The sequence below is a fragment of the Chryseobacterium sp. CP-77 genome (assembly GCF_036362765.1).
In the GTDB taxonomy this organism is placed as follows: Bacteria; Bacteroidota; Bacteroidia; order Flavobacteriales; family Weeksellaceae; genus Chryseobacterium; species Chryseobacterium cupriresistens.
The window spans coordinates 742,240-758,057 of sequence record NZ_CP143637.1 but is presented as its reverse complement, the minus strand read 5'-3'; the positions used below and the strand labels follow the sequence as shown (position 1 = coordinate 758,057).

General features: G+C 37.9%; 17 protein-coding genes and 1 tRNA gene. 5 read left to right on the top strand and 13 right to left on the bottom strand.

Annotation, left to right across the window (positions count from 1 at the left end):
* Nucleotides 1-93 precede the first annotated feature (93 nt).
* Nucleotides 94-738, top strand: coding sequence for a hypothetical protein (locus V0410_RS03280; protein WP_330746295.1), 645 nt, complete (start codon nt 94-96; stop codon nt 736-738).
* A 39-nt stretch (nt 739-777) separates the two neighbouring features.
* On the opposite strand, the gene V0410_RS03275 is transcribed toward V0410_RS03280, so the two are convergent.
* Nucleotides 778-1,146 carry a hypothetical protein gene (locus tag V0410_RS03275; protein WP_330746294.1) on the bottom strand — a complete coding sequence of 123 codons (369 nt, stop codon included), beginning with the start codon at nt 1,144-1,146 and terminating at the stop codon, nt 778-780.
* Between the two features lie 382 nt (nt 1,147-1,528).
* Between V0410_RS03275 and V0410_RS03270 the strand changes: the two genes are divergently transcribed.
* Nucleotides 1,529-2,212 (top strand): hypothetical protein, encoded by a 684-nt coding sequence (locus V0410_RS03270; RefSeq protein WP_330746293.1) that lies wholly within the window; start codon nt 1,529-1,531, stop codon nt 2,210-2,212.
* Nucleotides 2,213-2,301: 89 nt separating this feature from the next.
* On the opposite strand, the gene V0410_RS03265 is transcribed toward V0410_RS03270, so the two are convergent.
* From V0410_RS03265 to V0410_RS03255, 3 genes are all read right to left on the bottom strand, one after another.
* Nucleotides 2,302-2,487, bottom strand: coding sequence for a bacteriocin-like protein (locus tag V0410_RS03265; protein ID WP_330746292.1), 186 nt, complete (start codon nt 2,485-2,487; stop codon nt 2,302-2,304).
* A 206-nt stretch (nt 2,488-2,693) separates the two neighbouring features.
* Nucleotides 2,694-3,128, bottom strand: coding sequence for an NAD(+)--rifampin ADP-ribosyltransferase (gene arr / locus V0410_RS22990; protein WP_442879197.1), 435 nt, complete (start codon nt 3,126-3,128; stop codon nt 2,694-2,696).
* Between the two features lie 411 nt (nt 3,129-3,539).
* Nucleotides 3,540-3,613: transfer RNA gene (locus V0410_RS03255), tRNA-Ala, on the bottom strand.
* Nucleotides 3,614-3,778: 165 nt separating this feature from the next.
* Here V0410_RS03255 and V0410_RS03250 point away from each other — a divergent pair.
* Nucleotides 3,779-4,315, top strand: coding sequence for a GNAT family N-acetyltransferase (locus tag V0410_RS03250; protein WP_330746290.1), 537 nt, complete (start codon nt 3,779-3,781; stop codon nt 4,313-4,315).
* A 492-nt stretch (nt 4,316-4,807) separates the two neighbouring features.
* Here V0410_RS03250 and V0410_RS03245 read toward each other — a convergent pair whose 3' ends face one another.
* Both V0410_RS03245 and pnuC read right to left on the bottom strand, forming a co-directional pair.
* Nucleotides 4,808-5,839 carry a hypothetical protein gene (locus V0410_RS03245; protein WP_330746289.1) on the bottom strand — a complete coding sequence of 344 codons (1,032 nt, stop codon included), beginning with the start codon at nt 5,837-5,839 and terminating at the stop codon, nt 4,808-4,810.
* Nucleotides 5,826-6,422, bottom strand: coding sequence for a nicotinamide riboside transporter PnuC (gene pnuC / locus V0410_RS03240; RefSeq protein ID WP_330746288.1), 597 nt, complete (start codon nt 6,420-6,422; stop codon nt 5,826-5,828). The genes V0410_RS03245 and pnuC overlap by 14 nt, the downstream gene beginning before the upstream one ends.
* Before the next feature lie 255 nt (nt 6,423-6,677).
* Between pnuC and V0410_RS03235 the strand changes: the two genes are divergently transcribed.
* A complete protein-coding gene (locus V0410_RS03235) occupies nt 6,678-7,139 on the top strand; it encodes a PA2169 family four-helix-bundle protein (protein WP_330746287.1) in 462 nt (153 codons plus the stop codon).
* A 122-nt stretch (nt 7,140-7,261) separates the two neighbouring features.
* Here the strand turns inward: V0410_RS03235 and V0410_RS03230 are convergent, their stop codons facing one another.
* The 7 genes from V0410_RS03230 to V0410_RS03200 form a co-directional block, all read right to left on the bottom strand.
* Nucleotides 7,262-7,873 carry a DUF4142 domain-containing protein gene (locus V0410_RS03230; RefSeq protein ID WP_330746286.1) on the bottom strand — a complete coding sequence of 204 codons (612 nt, stop codon included), beginning with the start codon at nt 7,871-7,873 and terminating at the stop codon, nt 7,262-7,264.
* A gap of 129 nt (nt 7,874-8,002) precedes the next feature.
* Nucleotides 8,003-8,611 (bottom strand): alpha-ketoglutarate-dependent dioxygenase AlkB family protein, encoded by a 609-nt coding sequence (locus tag V0410_RS03225; RefSeq protein ID WP_330746285.1) that lies wholly within the window; start codon nt 8,609-8,611, stop codon nt 8,003-8,005.
* 224 nt (nt 8,612-8,835) lie between these two features.
* Nucleotides 8,836-9,408, bottom strand: coding sequence for a YciE/YciF ferroxidase family protein (locus tag V0410_RS03220; RefSeq protein WP_330746284.1), 573 nt, complete (start codon nt 9,406-9,408; stop codon nt 8,836-8,838).
* 163 nt (nt 9,409-9,571) lie between these two features.
* Nucleotides 9,572-11,050 carry an alpha-amylase gene (locus tag V0410_RS03215; protein ID WP_330746283.1) on the bottom strand — a complete coding sequence of 493 codons (1,479 nt, stop codon included), beginning with the start codon at nt 11,048-11,050 and terminating at the stop codon, nt 9,572-9,574.
* Between the two features lie 11 nt (nt 11,051-11,061).
* On the bottom strand, nt 11,062-11,814 hold the full coding sequence (locus tag V0410_RS03210; RefSeq protein ID WP_330746282.1) for an SDR family oxidoreductase: 753 nt from the start codon (nt 11,812-11,814) through the stop codon (nt 11,062-11,064).
* Between the two features lie 24 nt (nt 11,815-11,838).
* Entirely contained in the window at nt 11,839-12,408 is a 570-nt protein-coding gene (locus tag V0410_RS03205) for a CinA family protein (RefSeq protein WP_330746281.1), read from the bottom strand.
* 27 nt (nt 12,409-12,435) lie between these two features.
* Entirely contained in the window at nt 12,436-12,831 is a 396-nt protein-coding gene (locus V0410_RS03200; RefSeq protein ID WP_330746280.1) for a low affinity iron permease family protein, read from the bottom strand.
* A gap of 374 nt (nt 12,832-13,205) precedes the next feature.
* Between V0410_RS03200 and V0410_RS03195 the strand changes: the two genes are divergently transcribed.
* The gene (locus V0410_RS03195) at nt 13,206-15,815 is read left to right on the top strand and encodes a TonB-dependent receptor (protein WP_330746279.1); all 2,610 of its coding nucleotides are present in this window, start codon (nt 13,206-13,208) and stop codon (nt 15,813-15,815) included.
* Nucleotides 15,816-15,818 lie beyond the last annotated feature (3 nt).

Here is a 15,818-nt window from a genome sequence, read left to right as displayed (position 1 = left end):
TATAGTACAACTATACTACAACTATATTATAAATATATGTTAAAATTTTGATTTTCATTATTTATTGGTATATTTGATTTCTATTTTAATGATATGGCAACCTATGAAAGTGTAATCAAGATTAAAGGAGCGGTGGGCGACCTGGTATTTTATAACCTGAACGGCAAAAATGTGGTTCGGAAGAAAAGCGGGTTTAATAAAGCTGCGTTTAAAAAGAATCCGTCATATGAAAAGGTAAGACAGAACAGTTCTGAATTCGGGCATTGTTCCAAAATGGGAAAAGTTATCCGGAAAAGTCTGGATGCCTATATTAAAGAATCAGGAGATCCCCTGCTCTACCAGAAGTTTGCCAAGGTGATGACAGCCATCAAAGATTTGGATACAATTTCTGAAAGGGGAAAAAGAACAGTTGAAAACGGTTTAAAGACTGAAGCAGGAAGAAAATTGCTGGGAGCATTTCAATTCGGCAGTGTTAAAAATGTTTCTGAATGTATAAGGATTAAAGATCATGTTCTGTATAAAAATGATGATTGTACATCAGACCATGCGGTGATTTTAACTTTAAAACTGGATTCTGAAAATTATACCGTAGAAAGCAATGAAGAGATTATGAGTTGGAATCAAGAGCAAGAGCAAGATCAACCGTTAAAAAAATATTTTTCTGATGAGGATTTTCTGCTCTGTTTTGCAGCAGTGAAAAATGAAAATGATGAGATTACCCACATGGGATTTTTGTAAATAAAAAAGTCTGCAGGATATCCTGCAGACTTTCTTGTCTTATTTCTTTTCTCCTTTCCAGCTTCCTGATATGGAAGGTGTCGGAAGTGAGTTGGACCAGTTTCCGTTTCCTTTCTTGTCTGTAGTTAAGGTTCCTTTAAAATCTCCCTGTGAAGGAAGCCCTACCCTGGCGTTAAGATCCCCGCTTTCACTTAAATTTCCGGTAATGCTATAGTTTTCATTATTGACATCGGAATGCATTGTTCCCACTACTTTACCACTCTCATCTACCACGAAGTTCCAAACTCCTTTATCTCCTCCTTGATAAGAACCAGACCATGTTCCTACATAATCATAAATAGTATCATCATCAGAGCTGCAACCGATAAATAAAAACGCCGTAAATAAAAGTAAAAAAAGTTTCTTCATAGTTTCAGTAGTTTATAACCTAAATTCTGTTATTCTCACGTGCCTTCTTTCTAAAAGTACAGCTGACTGAGAATATTGCTTAATATGTATTATTTTTTTGTTCCGTGCAAATCTACTAATTTTTTTATTCAAATTATCTGAATTTTAATCAGTGTCCAATATGTTTATTAAAAAACAACATATTTCGGCTAAAATACAAATATTTTTCAAACAAACAGAGACTGTACAAATTTGAGTTAATTAAAAATATAAGGTTTAAGTTAGATAGCAATATGTTCAAAATTTGTTTACAATTACTTTATATCAGATTTCAGATCATTTATGGTATGTTTTAAAGATATTTCTTACCTTAGTGAAAAATTTAACCTTTTCTAAAAATTACATGAAAACAAAAACATTATTTTTGGGAGCACTTGCTATTTTTGGCAGCTCAACGGCACAGGTTGGGATTAACACATCCACTCCAAGTCATACTTTAGACGTAAATGGCCTGGTAAGAGTAAGAGGACTTTCAAATGCCGAAAAAAAGATTGTTGCGGCGGATGCGCAGGGAGTTTTAACTCTTATTTCTCCTGAGGAAATTTTTGCTCCAAAGGCTATATTGAACACTTCAACCTCTTCCAGTGAACAGAGGTCAACTGTATACGAAGGAAAATGTTTTCAGCCTGGTGATAATGCATCTTCCTGTACAGTTTCCGTAAACCATTACACTTCTTGTGCAGGATTTACCAATCCAGTAGATACTCAGATCATTGTGGGGCAAGGGATCAATACCTCCAATGGACAGTTCTTAGGCACATGGACAGCCCGATATGTTGATAATAAAGGATTTGCCAATACAACACCTATTGCTAACCAGACCGCACCCGACTACCCCAGAATTTCTTATCCGAGTACCAATACAGTGAACTATCTGGGAAGCGGTAATTTTGCCGGTCAATGTAATACCGATCTGGTAACAACGATCAATCAGACTACCGGAGACATAAAAATTGAATCTGTAAAGCGAAGCATGTACGCACACCTTTTGTACCTTATTAATATTGCCCGCTCCAGATCTTTATAATAGTCGATATTTGATTTCAAAAAGACAGCCACAATGAAAATATTGTGGCTGTTTTTGTTAATAAAAACCTTCTGAAAGAGGATTTTGATTTATCTTGGTAAAGGAAGCGTTGCCGGATAGCAACCACAAAGGCAGTCCCATTGATCAAAATCTTCTGAACAAACACCAATGGCATCACATCTCCATAAAGCACCGGGAGGACATGCCGGAACATTAGGTCCTGCTCCTTTAACTGTTTTTAATTCTTCTCTCGAGATTTTCTTTAAGTTTTTCATGGTTTAAAATGTTTTAGTTCATTCAAATATATGAATATTCATTAAAGGGCGATTTAATTTATGAAAAATTTAACTTTTTACTTAAAAAGCCTCTAAAAAGAGGCTAGAAACTATTATTGGATGAATGAAAAACTTATCCCAAATGTATGAAATATCCACCCTGACTTTTATGAGTACAATCATAATCAGCTGTTTTCCATTGTTCACTAATTGATAATCTCCCCGTTATTGTTTTCCAGCTTTTCGCGAAATCTCTGAAGATCTGCAGGAGCGGGTCTGGTCCAATCAGCTGCTTCTCCGATAATTTTCAAAGGCATTTCGGAACGATAAGAGCGGGTGGGATTTCCTGGAAATTTCTTATCGGTAACATTGGGATCATTCTCAAAATTTCCTGTTGGTTCTACAATATACACACGTTCTGTGCCCTCTCCTTTTGCTAATGCAGCAGCAAGTCCTGCTCCGTTTACCAAAGCGGTAAAATAGATATGATTCATTTTCAGGTCAGACTGATAATTGGAATCTCCACCTGCTGTCAGTAAATCTCCAATTTTTAAATCTGCTTTGGTCCCGTGGTAAAAAGGCCCTTGATCGGACGGATGTTTTTTTAACTGTAATGCCAGTTCAGCATTCTTTTTTGACATTTCTGTATCTCCCGTCTTCTCCCAGCATTGAGCAATGTACTGATAAAGAGCAGGCAACGCGCTTTTAACAGTATCATCATTAATTTTTAAAGCAAATTCTAAAGAAGTTCCAAGCCATTTCAACTGATCCTCAGTGGTTTTCTGGTTACGTGACAGATAATAAGCTGCCAGAAACTTTTCATGGTCATCCGTAGCTTCTTCCCAGGCTTGCAAAAATAATTCACCTGCTTTTTCAGGCATTCCTTTGTCTTCAAAATCCATTCCTTGCAGACAAAGCTTAATCACAGGATTAAAAGGAGAAAATTCCATGCTTAATTTTTTATTTCAAATCTAGCATATTCTGTTGGAATTGCGGGGACAAAATATTAATCATAAAAAAGAGCTGCAATACATTGTATTACAGCTCTTTAGTGGAGAATACGGGATTCGAACCCGTGACCTTTTGACTGCCAGTCAAACGCGCTAGCCAACTGCGCCAATCCCCCGTATTTTATTTTTTAAAGCGGTACAAAAGTAAGTATTTAAATGGTATTTGCAAATATTTTATCGTTTTTATTGAAATAAATTAGCTTTAATCTTCATAAAAACTTGAATTCCCCATTGAATAACTACCAATTACCCCTATTTTTGTCCGAAATTATATTACCCTTATGCAGCTCTACACAGAAAGATTGGTTCTACGGGATATTACGATGGAGGATCAACAGGACATCTTCGATTACCGTTCCGATGCTGAAGCGAATAGATTTCAAGGCTGGATTCCTGAAACCCTTGAAGAGGTGGAAAGTTTTATCCTAAGAAATACCAGAGAATTCAACCAGCCTGAAAGCTGGTATCAGCTGTTGATTACGGATAAAGAAACAAAAACAGTTATCGGAGATATCGGAATTCATTTTACCGGAGATGAAAATGCACAGGTAGAACTGGGAATTACATTAAATACGTCTTTTCAGGGAAAAGGATATGCTTCTGAGGCTTTAAAAGGCATCATAAGTTACCTGTTTAATGATTTACATAAGCACAGAATTACAGCGTCTGTGGATCCGGATAACACCGCTTCTGTTCTATTGATGGAGAGAATCGGTTTACGAAAAGAAGGTCATTTTGTAAAAAGTCTGTTCTGGAAAAACAAATGGGTTGATGATGTTATTTATGCAGTTCTTCGGGAAGAATGGCTTGCCAGATAAGAATGCAACTTCTTCCGGGGATCAATATCACCATCAACTGCTCGGGCCACGCGTTTTTACAAAAGTATCAACAGGGATCAATTTACAGTACGGTATATTTTTCGTAAAATGGGGTGAGTTTTGTCCTTACGATAATTAAAGTTACCAAGTCATTGCATATCAAACAGGATATGATCATTGTCCGGTACCAATTTTTAACGGTAATGGTAATCCAGTTATCATTTTCTACCAATGGATACCTCTCTTTTTTAAAATACATAATTACGTGATCCTTCCTCTTTCCGTTGAGTGAAAATAAGTCTTTCATAATGTTTTGTAATCTGATTTGCTTTAGTTCAGCAGGTTTTATGTTGGGCTTATTTCAGGTTTTAGTTTATTCCAAATATAGTGAAATAATTAAAATTTATTATACAATATTCACTATAAAGAACATTATTAACAAAATATTCACATAAAACACTCATTAACAGAATTATTTTCTGAAACTTTAACTCAAAAAGAAAAGTCCGGATCATCTGCAGAAGGCCTGAAATTGGAATGCATAGCCGCGGTAAAATAATCGCAGAATACCTGGTACACTGCAGAATCAATATCCGTTGCGCGGATTCCCAGCTGTGTATAAACCGTGAGAATCTGACGGGATAATTTTTGAACCAGCTCTACTCCATACAGATGAATCACGTGTTGTTTACCCTCCGCAATCTCTTTGTGACCGCCGAGTATTTGTTCTACTTCTCCGGCTATGCTGAATACCTTTTCCAAATGTTTTTCAATAGATTCAGTAAAATGTTTGAAATTGATTTCGGGGCGGATACGCCCTGCCTCTTCAATAAAATGAGAAGCTATTCCAAGATAATTGACAAGGAGTGTCAAGTCGGCAAAAACCCGGAACGGAATGCTGTCCAGAATATCATTTGTGAAAAAAGTATCATAAACAAAGCTGTAATCTTCACTGACAAAGACATTATTAATGGTAAAGGAATAGGTTCCGCTGGCTTTCATTCCCATAGAGTTCCAATTGGGGATAATATGAACCTCCTCTTTCGGAACGATGAATGAACGGATAATCTCATTGCCGTCTTTATCCGTTATAGCCTTACCCTTTTCCATAACCCTTGCATTCAATGTAAAATGCGTCAGATGAGGTGCTCCTGTTGCAAAATTCCATGAACCGTTGATCAGATACGTACTGTCATCCTGTTTTTCTGCCATACCGCCAACCATTCCGCTTCCTCCAAAGCAGGTTTCAGAATGAGTGAAGAGTAATTGAGCAATTTCAGGTCTTATGTTTCTTGAAAAATAATTGGCACCGGCACAAAGTGTCAGCATCCAGCCAAAGCTTCCATCGGTTTCAGCCCAGCTAAATAAGGCTTTAAGTCCTTCTTCAAAACGACAGCCAAGTCCGCCGTATTTTTGAGGAACCCAGATCTTAAGCAGTCCTTCCTCATGAATATGCTGCATTACTTTATCAGAAATTACAGAGGCACCCTGAAGTTCTTGCCTGATCTCTTTAATACTCAGCATTAGCTTTGGATTTAATGATTTTCTGCCACTCTATATATCCGGAAATGGCCACTAAAAATAAAAACGACGTTAAAACAGCATAGAGATATAATTCTTTATGAATCATTAGCGGGATTGAAATAAGATTACTGACATTGAGTATCACCCAGTTTTCAATTTTTCTTCTTGCCATCAACCACATTCCGGCCCAGGCGAAAGCGCTCACCAGAGAATCCCAGACCGGAACATCCGAGTCGGTAAAATGCGTCAGAAAAGACCAGAATAAAATAAACGTTCCCAGCACAATTCCTCCGGTAATCCATTTTTCTGAGGTTGAGGTAACAGAGATTTCCATCTCGGATTTTTGCTTCCCGAATTTCCAGTACAGCCATCCGTAGATGCTCATGATCAGATAATAAAGATTTAAGGTAAATTCAGCATACAACTTCGAAGTCAGCATCACATAGAGTGTAAGCAGAATACCTGCAATTCCGAAAAGATAGTTGTTGACATTGTTTTTACGGGCCAGTAAAACCTGGATTACTGAAAATAAGACTCCAAACCATTCCGGTAAGGTAATTTGTTTTAAAATGTCCTGCATCATACTAATTATTAGAAATCAAATGATGAGATGATCAATAAGCAATCCCTACGCCGGCATTATCCGGATAGGTGTGGAAGTATATTCCTGGGTATCATCTCAGCCACTGTTAATCTGTAGCACCCCATTGTTGGGCAAAGGTGCATTTTTTTGCTGGAAAAAGAAAGGACTTTGGCTATTTATTTTTCAGATATGATCAGGATTATAAAGAGTTCACCGGATAAGTTTTATTTTTATCGTTAATCTAAAAATAATATTATGGATCATCAGCAGGAAATATCGGTACTTAATGACTTACTCCACATTACCAACGACAGAAAGGAAGGTTTTGAAAAAGTTGAAGGGAAAGTCTGGGAAATGTATCCAGATGTAAAAGATGAGTACGAACATATGATTTCGCAGTCGAAAATCATGAAAAATGAACTGGTTAACCTCATCACAGAAAAGCAAGGCATTCCGGAGGACTCAACGTCCATGGCAGGAGCTGTTCACAGAACATGGATTGACATTAAAAATTCTTTTACCATGGGAAACCTCATAGAATCTACATTAGAAAATGTAGTGTTTGGCGAAAAAGCAGCTATTGAAGCCTATCAAAATGCCCTGGACACAGGTGATCTCAGCCCAAAAAGTACTGAGGTTGTGTCTGAACAGCTTCGCATCCTTAAAGATTCTTACAGACAGTTTAAGAAAATTGAAGAATATAAAAAGAAAGAATAATCAAAAAACTCCTCTTCAAAAGAGGAGCTTACTATAATCAAGAACAAAATAATATTTAATCACATCAAAATTATTAAATACTTTATGTTCATATTTATGATGCAGGTCATATAAACTGAATATTATTTGACTGCATTTTTAGCTTTTTCCGATTCCTGCAAATGATGTTCAAGTGTCGGAAGTGTTTTCGCTGCGAAAGATTTTAATGAAGCTTCTGTTCCTTCAGATGCCTCTTTTTTGAAGGCTTCTACATCTTCTTTATGATCACTGACCATAAGATCTGTATATTTTTTGTCAAAGTCCTTTCCTTTCTTAGCTTTCAGATCATCATACATCTTCTGCTTTTCGGCATCCAAGCTTGTGGGTAAGGTGTACCCTGCTCCTGAAGCCCAATTCTTGAGTTCGTCATTCGCTTTGGAATGATCGGTTACCATCATTGCTCCCAAAGATTTTACGACTGAGTTTTCAGCGTTTGTTGCGGCCAGTTTCCCCATCATTACTTCCATCAGTCCTCCTATTGCTGCAGCATCTGCAAACTTTTTGTCCTGATCACTGAGAGTACTTTTCTGTTCTTTGTTGTCTGTCATTTTTGTGGAGTCGCTTACCGTCATTCCGGATTCTGCAGGTGCAGACATTGTGGTACTTTCCTCAGATTGACTCGTGGTTGTCGGCTCGTTTTTTTTGCAGGCCGTTAAAGCAGCCAATGCAAAAATTGTTACTACAAGATTTTTCATAATAATAAATTTTAAATGGTGATATAGAGAAGTCAAACAATGACTTTGTTTATAAATGCAACAATTTATCTGCCAAAAAAAAGATTAAAACATTTATAGCCAACTCATAAAACATTATGAGTAAATATTTTACGACTTATTAACCAACCTAAATGTAAGATTAATACGCTCCTTCATAGAGGTTAGAGACTTGGCAATACGATGTTCCCAGTTTTCCTGAAGATCTCCTTTCATAATCAATAATGATCCGTGAGGGAGAGGCAGGCTGTATTTACTCTGATGATGGTCTTTTTTCCTGAAATCAAAATTTCTGGTCTGCCCCAGACTTACTGATGCAATCACCGGACGTTTCCCATATCTGCTTTCCTTATCCCGATGCCAGGCAACAGAATCGTTGTGATCTCTGTAAAGGTTTAATAATACGGAATTGAACTGATAGCCAAATGTTTCTTCTATTCTTTGTTTTAAAGAAAACAGTTCGGGTGTCCAATGATGGGCATCCAGTTCATTGTCTGAAGGATAAGCATTTTTCTCATCTCCATACCAGGCGGTTAAGCGTGGTGTCAGCACCATTTTATCATACATTTTCTGGGTACGTTGTTTCCACGGAGCTGTTTCAAGCAGATGAATTTTAAGGCGGTCAGCTTCTTCCTGATTCAGGAAATGTTCTCTGTATTCCAGAAGGTCTTTTGGAAATTCGTACAGATCTGCTGAGTCGAACAGACTAAGTTGGGTCATTTTTAAACTTTATAAATGGCGGAATACCGTTTTCTTTTACAGTGTAACAGTTTGGGTATTCATTACAGTTCATTATTAAAAACCAAATTGATACAAATAATATCCACAAATATACTAAAACTGATACAAAATCAACCAGAATAAAAATACTGCATTTGAACCCTTTCCGGATTACAATAAAAAGAGACCTGAAAAAATCAGGTCTCCTTTTTTAAAGATTGTATTTACATTGCTTCGCTGTTAAGATTGGTATCAGCAACTTTTGTAAGCAGTTCGTCACATTTTTTTTCCTCTTCCAGTGTGCTTAAAAGGTTTTTAAGACAATCCTCTTCTTTTAATACTTTAGCAAATGCAGCAAGTGTGCCATATGTAGCGATTTCGTAATGTTCAACTTTCTGTGCTGCTGCAATAATTCCTGCATCTCTTACTGCTCCGGGTTCTGTTTCTTCCATGATGCTCTTTCCTTCATCCAGTAGTCCCTGCATAGCATCGCATTTCTTTGCCTGGGCTTTTTTCCCTAATGCTTTAAAACATTCTTCCAGTCTTTCCACATGGCCTTCCGTTTCCGTGATGTGCTTCTCAATTCCTTGTTTAAGCTTTTCACTGGTTGCATTTTTCATCATTACCGGCAGCGCTTTCAATAGTGCTTTTTCAGCCCAGTAGATATCTTTCAGCGCATCTTCAAAAAGATCTTCCAAGCTTTTGGCTGCATTTTTTTTAGCAGGAGTTTTGGTTGTTGCTTTTGCTGTTGTCGTTTTTTTGGCTGGTGATTTTTTGGTTGCCGTTTTAGTTTCCATAATATAATAATTTAGTGTTTGATTGGTGGTAAATCTGCAACTATAAGACCATTTTTACCTGAAATACAAAGATGTGGTATCTAAAATTACCAGAGTTTATATTGTAAGATAGAATCAGGACAGCTGCTTGCAGAGAATAAAAGGTCTGAAAATTTGTCTATGATTACGGTGTTTGTTTTTTTACCCATACACTTACTGAACCCGGATTTACAGTAAACACCGCTTTCCCGTCTTTATCCGTATCAATTTCTTCATGACGGTTCTTTAAAAAATCGGTATAAACCGAATCCGCATGTTCTTTTCCCAGTTCTATTTCTTTATAACCCTCTTCACTGTTAGACAAAATTACAATGCATCCCGGATGCTTTTCATCTCCTTTCCGTACAAAAGCCACGCAGTTGGGATGATCAAAATAATCGATCTGCTCACCATATGCAAAAAGCTTTCTCGCTTCAAGCAGACCAGGAAGTTCTTCAACCTTCGGCATGATGATATGCACTTCCTGTTCATCTTTTATATCGATATAGTCTGCACCAAAAAGATCAGGATAAAAGATGCAGGGATAAGCTTCATCGGTAAGAAGAATAATAGCATAAGCCAAGGGTTTGAACCAGTCTTTCACCGCAGATTCAAGAGCCTGCAGCTGCTGTGTATCGTGATTTTCAACAAAAGAAACTGAGAATACCGGTTTCTTCTCCAGGAAGCTTCCTTTTAAAATCCGGCTCATATCATAATCTTTACCATCCTGTGATGCTTTAAAGAAATTATAATGCAGCGGAGCATCAAAACAAGAGATAAGATCAGACATTTTATCGGAAAAATACTCAATTTTTTCTGCCTCGTCTTTCCAGAATTCGCCTAAAACAAAACATTCAGGATTTACTTCTGTTTTAATATAGGAGATCCAGTCTTTCAAAAAGTCGGAGGAGATATGTTTTAAGGCATCCAATCTGATACCGTCTACTTTTGTTGTTTCCATATACCATCTGATCCAGTTTTTCATTTCCTCCACAACATAAGGATTACGGTACTCTATGTCAGCTCCCATCAGATAATCATAATTACCGAACTGATGACTTACGGCATCTGTCCACTCCTCACCATATTCATTATGGATTTTAAAAACCCCCTTCATCTCCTCACCTTCTCTGATCACATAGTCAATGCCGCTGAAACAGTGGCAGTCCCATATAAAGTCCGAATACACTCCTTTTCTTCCCGGAAAAGTAAATTTCGTATAGGCTGAAACCTCCATATTTTCTGAGATTCTTTCATTACGGTTTTCTTCATTCAGCTGATGTACCATAATCTTTTCTTCTTCATCTCCACCCATCCTGTGGTTTAAAACAATATCCGCATACACAGACATTCCCGCTTCATGCGCTTTCTCTATAGCCATTAAATATTCAGCTTTCGTCCCATATCGTGTTGGTATACTTCCTTTCTGATCAAATTCTCCCAAATCATAAAGATCATATACATCATAGCCACGCCCTTCCCTATTGAGACTGCATTTATTGGCAGGAGGAAACCAGACGGCAGTAAACCCCAAATCTCTTAAATATTCTGCTTTTTCAGCAAACTCATTCCATAGGTTTCCGGGATGATACCAATGGAAAAACTGAATAATAACTCCATTCATATCCGTTAAGATTAACCGTTAACAATTAAACCTCCATTAGGATGAAGAACCTGTCCTGTTATCTGTGATGAAGCATCAGTGGCAAGAAATAGAAAACTTGCTGCCACTTCTTCGGTAGAAGCATTACGTTCTAGCGGCGGTTTATTCTGATCTTCATCTTCTTCTCCGAATGTTTTTTCCGTAAGCGGCGTGGCCACCGGTCCGGGTGCAACAGCATTCACCCTTATTCCTTTAGGTTTAGCCTGTAATGCCAGTGAACGGGTGAACGAAACGATGGCTCCTTTGGTTGCTGAATAATCCAGTAATTCTTCATGTCCCAGATAGGCAGTAGCTGAAGTAGTATTGATAATAGAATCCCCTTGTTTTAAATAAGGAAATACGATCTTTGTGAGCAGGATCATTCCAATAATGTTGGAATCGAAAGTTTTACGGATATCCTCTTCTTTAAGATTTTCTATACTTTCACAGGGAATCTGGGTTCCGGCATTATTAATCAGGATATCTATTCCGCCCAGTTTGGAAACGACTTCATTAACAACAGATTCACAAAATTTACTGTCATTAATATCTCCTTCAAACGAAAGGACTTTTCTTCCTGTTTTTTTTATTTCATCCACTGTTTTCATGGCATCTTTGGCATCATGATAGTGTATGAAGGCAATATCAGCTCCTTCCTGAGCAAATAAAAGAGCGATGGCTTTACCAATTCCGCTGTCTGCTCCTGTAATAAGGACAGATTTATTTTTCAGTTGTAAATCTTTCATAGGTAGTTTATTATTGAAATAGGTTTATTCTTTGTTTTTCCGGTTCTTATCCAGTTCCAGCTTAAAGCATCCCAGAATGAATTCACTGTAATAGAGCTGGGCATTAACAGGTTTGGTTCTGGAGTGCAGATCTAATTTCTCTGAAAGAACCACTTTTCCTTTGTGGGCAATGGCAAAGTAAGCGAAGAGCTTCCCTTCTGATTCTTCCACCGGAGTGGCATATCCTGTTACTCCAATAGACCAGTCGGTTTTGTAGAGTTTACCTACCTGCAACGCCATTGTCTCAGCAATATGAGGAGATACAGAGTTATATTGTCTTGCTTCCATAGCATCTACATCAAGAAGGTTTACCTTTTCTTCTAAAGTATACGCTGTCATGCCGCCTTTAAAAAATTGGGAGGCATCCTTCATCTGGGAAAACGAAAACTGTAAAAATCCGGCTGTAACACTTTCAGCCGTTGAAACGGTTTCCTGTCCGGAAAGAAGATACTCTCCGATACGTTTAAACAGTTTCTCGAGTTCTATGACAAAATGCACCAGGGATTTCACTGACAGTGAATCAGCGTGGGCAATTTGAGAAGATTTTAAAATCATGCTATATATATTATAATAGGATTAAGACTATTCTTGCACGGGATCCTGTGAATGTTCTTTTTCTTGGGATAGTTGTCCAAGTTTCTCATAGTATTTGTGAAGCCTGTCCAGTTCTTCTTCCGTCAGATCTTCAATATCCACCAGTCTGTTACTGGCCTTTTCGTAGGAGGCTATCAATTCGTTGAGTTTTATCTGAATAGCCTTAGAATCTTTATTCTGAGTTTTTTGAATTAGAAATACCATTAGAAAAGTTACAATTGTGGTACCCGTATTGATAACAAGCTGCCAGGTTTCAGAATAATTGAAAAGAGGTCCGCATACAGCCCAGACAATAACCAGTAAACTTGCTGTAATAAAAGCACCCGGACTTCCGGTTATACAGACAACACGGTCTGAAAACCTTTCAAAAAAATTTTTTTTCATAAATAATACGATTTTGAATAAAATGGTAATACAAGTTATCAAAACAACAGGATAAAAATTATGATTCAAGTCACCTATGCCCTTTACGACTTAACTATTATTATAGTATATTTTCCAACAATATTGAGTTTTGTTTAAAAATGTGGAGAACCGCATAATTATTTTTATCCGTTAAAAACAACCCATTTTTTTCATCATTCTCTATTATAACAAATTGTAAACGAAAGATGTGGAATAATTAACACATTCCAAAAAGTGAGAAATAAAGCACATTCCAACAACTGAATAAAATCACTTCGTTAAGATTTAATACTTAATTAAAAAATAATTATCCATCTTTGCAGCCTTAAAAATCAAACACGCTAGTTTATTTCATGAGCATTACTTTTAAAAAGCGACTAATTATAGCGCTTGTATTACCTACGGCCGCCATCTATTATGGGCAGAGTACGAAGGATTCTTTAGAGAAATCCAAATCTATTGATGAGGTTATGTTGGTAGGTAGAAACCTTTCCCAAACAGCCAAAGAGAGAAAAACACCTGTTGCGGTTTCCAACATTAAGGCTGCAGAAATTCAGGAGAAACTGGGAAACAGAGAATTCCCTGAAATTATGAAGTCTACTCCATCCGTTTACGTAACGAAAGTAGGTGGAGGATTCGGAGACAGCAGAATCAACATGAGAGGTTTTGACGGAGCTAACATTGCGGTAATCATCAACGGGCAGCCGGTGAATGACATGCAGGGAGGTACCGTGTATTGGTCCAACTGGACCGGTTTGGCTGATATTGCCAGCAATATTCAGATTCAGAGAGGATTGGGTGCTTCCAAATTTGTAGTACCTTCTGTTGGAGGAACGATCAATATTGTAACCAAAGCTACCGATTCCGAGCAAAAAGCAATGATCAAAGGAGAAGTCGGAAACGATAACTACTCCAGAATTTCTGCCATGTACTCTTCAGGGTTAAAAAACAAGTGGGGAACAACCGTATTGCTTTCCCGCTGGCAAGGTGACGGATACATCAACGGAACAAAAGGAGAAGGGTACTCATGGTTTTTCTCAACAGGATTTAAGCCTAATGACAAACATGCATTCAATTTAATTGCAACCGGAGCACCACAGGTACACGATACGAGAAGGTCTTCTGCAACCGGAGCTAATGTTGCCACTTTACAGCAGTTTGAAACCTATGGAAGAAGATACAACCCGCAAACAGGAATGCTGAATGGTTCTCAATTCAATTTAGCTCCTAATTTCTATCATAAGCCTATCGCCTCTTTGAACTGGGACTGGACCATGAATGACAACCTGAAATTATCTACAGTGGTTTACGGCTCATGGGGACGCGGTGGCGGAGGTACAGGACTTAACGGTTCTATCAAAAACGCTGCAGGACAAACCATGAATTTCATGAATTATGGTGCAGGAGGAGACGGTACGATTAACTGGGATATGATTTACCGTTACAACAGAGGCGGTATGGTAACAGATTATAATGGAAATACTTTCCAGAAATCTACCTTTACAGCACCTGCAGGATCTCCCGGTGATTATAACGGACAATATGTCTCTACTTTGAACGGAACCACTGGTATCGTGAGAAAGCAGAGTATCAATGCTCATGACTGGTATGGTGTAATCGCAGACCTTAATTACAGAAAGAACAACTGGACTTTCAACGGAGGTATCGATCTTAAAACGTACAAAGGAGCTTTGTATGACATTGTAACTGATATGTTAGGATCTGATGCGCTATTTGTTCCTTCCACAGCCAACGCGCCAAAAGGATATTATATTAATCAAACTGTAAAACCGGAGCCGCTTACCAAGCTTAAAGATGCTCAGAAAGTATCCATACACAACGAAGGTCTTGTAAAATGGGCAGGTATCTACGGTATGGTTGAATACAGCTCTGAAAAGCTAAGTGCATCCGTTCAGGGATCTGTTTCCGAGCAATATTACAAGAGAAGGGATTATATGCTGTACACTCCAGGGAACCAGGAAACAAAATGGTATCATAAAACAGGTTATATTGTAAAAGGAGGTGCCAACTATAATATTGACGATCACCACAATGTATTTTTCAATACAGGAGTTATTTCAAGACAGCCTTTATTCAATGCTTTATTCCCTTCAAACCAGAATATTTACAATGATGCCAAGAATGAAAGAATCTTCTCTGTGGAATTAGGTTACGGTTTCAAATCCCGTTATGTGGATGTGAACATCAATGCGTACAGAACACAGTGGGATGACCGATTCATTTCAAGAACATTCAATGCTACGGCTGCAGATGTTGCCAAATTCTCTCAGTTAACCCTTGGAAATGCCTATTTCTATAATGCATTGAACGTTGGGCAACTACACCAGGGAATCGAATTGGAAGCCAAAGCAAGACCTTTCGCTAATCTTAGACTGAGAGGAATGGTATCATTGGGGAACTGGAAATATAAAGGAAACGCTAACTTCAACATCTTGGATGTTCAGAACAACCAGGAAATAGCAGGTGCAACCGGAATGATCAATATCAAAGACCTGAAGGTTGGAGATGCTGCCCAGACAACAGCAAGCATCGGAGTAGATTACAATATTACCAAAGCTTTCAGTATCGATGCCAACTGGGAATATTATGACAAGCTGTATGCTCAGTTCAACCCGATCAATTTCCTTACTGAAGCGGCAAGAGAAAAAGGAATTGTAAAATTGCCAAGCTATCACCTGTTTGATGTAGGAGCTTCTTACAAATTCACGCTTGATGCGAAAAAATCTTTGACATTGAGAGCAAACGTATACAACTTATTCAACAAATATTATATTTCTGAATTAAGCTCCAATATCTTTGCAGGCGATAAAATTGCCAATGGTCCGGATGCCGGAAAAACGTATCAGGAAGCTGGCAGAGTGTATCAGGGTGTTGCAGACGGTAATACAGGATTCCTTGGTTTTGGAAGAACCTGGTCTGTTGCAGCGACTTTGAGATTCTAATAC

What these genes read in the sequence shown, in the direction of transcription:
- V0410_RS03195 (WP_330746279.1), top strand. Translation starts at nt 13,206, where the DNA reads ATGAGCATTACTTTTAAAAAGCGACTAATTATAGCGCTTGTATTACCT.
- V0410_RS03245 (WP_330746289.1), bottom strand. Translation starts at nt 5,839, where the DNA reads ATGCTGAGTATTAAAGAGATCAGGCAAGAACTTCAGGGTGCCTCTGTA.
- V0410_RS03265 (WP_330746292.1), bottom strand. Translation starts at nt 2,487, where the DNA reads ATGAAAAACTTAAAGAAAATCTCGAGAGAAGAATTAAAAACAGTTAAA.
- pnuC (WP_330746288.1), bottom strand. Translation starts at nt 6,422, where the DNA reads ATGATGCAGGACATTTTAAAACAAATTACCTTACCGGAATGGTTTGGA.
- V0410_RS03205 (WP_330746281.1), bottom strand. Translation starts at nt 12,408, where the DNA reads ATGATTTTAAAATCTTCTCAAATTGCCCACGCTGATTCACTGTCAGTG.
- V0410_RS03280 (WP_330746295.1), top strand. Translation starts at nt 94, where the DNA reads ATGGCAACCTATGAAAGTGTAATCAAGATTAAAGGAGCGGTGGGCGAC.
- V0410_RS03250 (WP_330746290.1), top strand. Translation starts at nt 3,779, where the DNA reads ATGCAGCTCTACACAGAAAGATTGGTTCTACGGGATATTACGATGGAG.
- V0410_RS03230 (WP_330746286.1), bottom strand. Translation starts at nt 7,873, where the DNA reads ATGAAAAATCTTGTAGTAACAATTTTTGCATTGGCTGCTTTAACGGCC.
- V0410_RS03200 (WP_330746280.1), bottom strand. Translation starts at nt 12,831, where the DNA reads ATGAAAAAAAATTTTTTTGAAAGGTTTTCAGACCGTGTTGTCTGTATA.
- V0410_RS03270 (WP_330746293.1), top strand. Translation starts at nt 1,529, where the DNA reads ATGAAAACAAAAACATTATTTTTGGGAGCACTTGCTATTTTTGGCAGC.
- V0410_RS03235 (WP_330746287.1), top strand. Translation starts at nt 6,678, where the DNA reads ATGGATCATCAGCAGGAAATATCGGTACTTAATGACTTACTCCACATT.
- V0410_RS03220 (WP_330746284.1), bottom strand. Translation starts at nt 9,408, where the DNA reads ATGGAAACTAAAACGGCAACCAAAAAATCACCAGCCAAAAAAACGACA.
- V0410_RS03275 (WP_330746294.1), bottom strand. Translation starts at nt 1,146, where the DNA reads ATGAAGAAACTTTTTTTACTTTTATTTACGGCGTTTTTATTTATCGGT.
- V0410_RS03210 (WP_330746282.1), bottom strand. Translation starts at nt 11,814, where the DNA reads ATGAAAGATTTACAACTGAAAAATAAATCTGTCCTTATTACAGGAGCA.
- arr (WP_442879197.1), bottom strand. Translation starts at nt 3,128, where the DNA reads ATGTCAAAAAAGAATGCTGAACTGGCATTACAGTTAAAAAAACATCCG.
- V0410_RS03225 (WP_330746285.1), bottom strand. Translation starts at nt 8,611, where the DNA reads ATGACCCAACTTAGTCTGTTCGACTCAGCAGATCTGTACGAATTTCCA.
- V0410_RS03215 (WP_330746283.1), bottom strand. Translation starts at nt 11,050, where the DNA reads ATGAATGGAGTTATTATTCAGTTTTTCCATTGGTATCATCCCGGAAAC.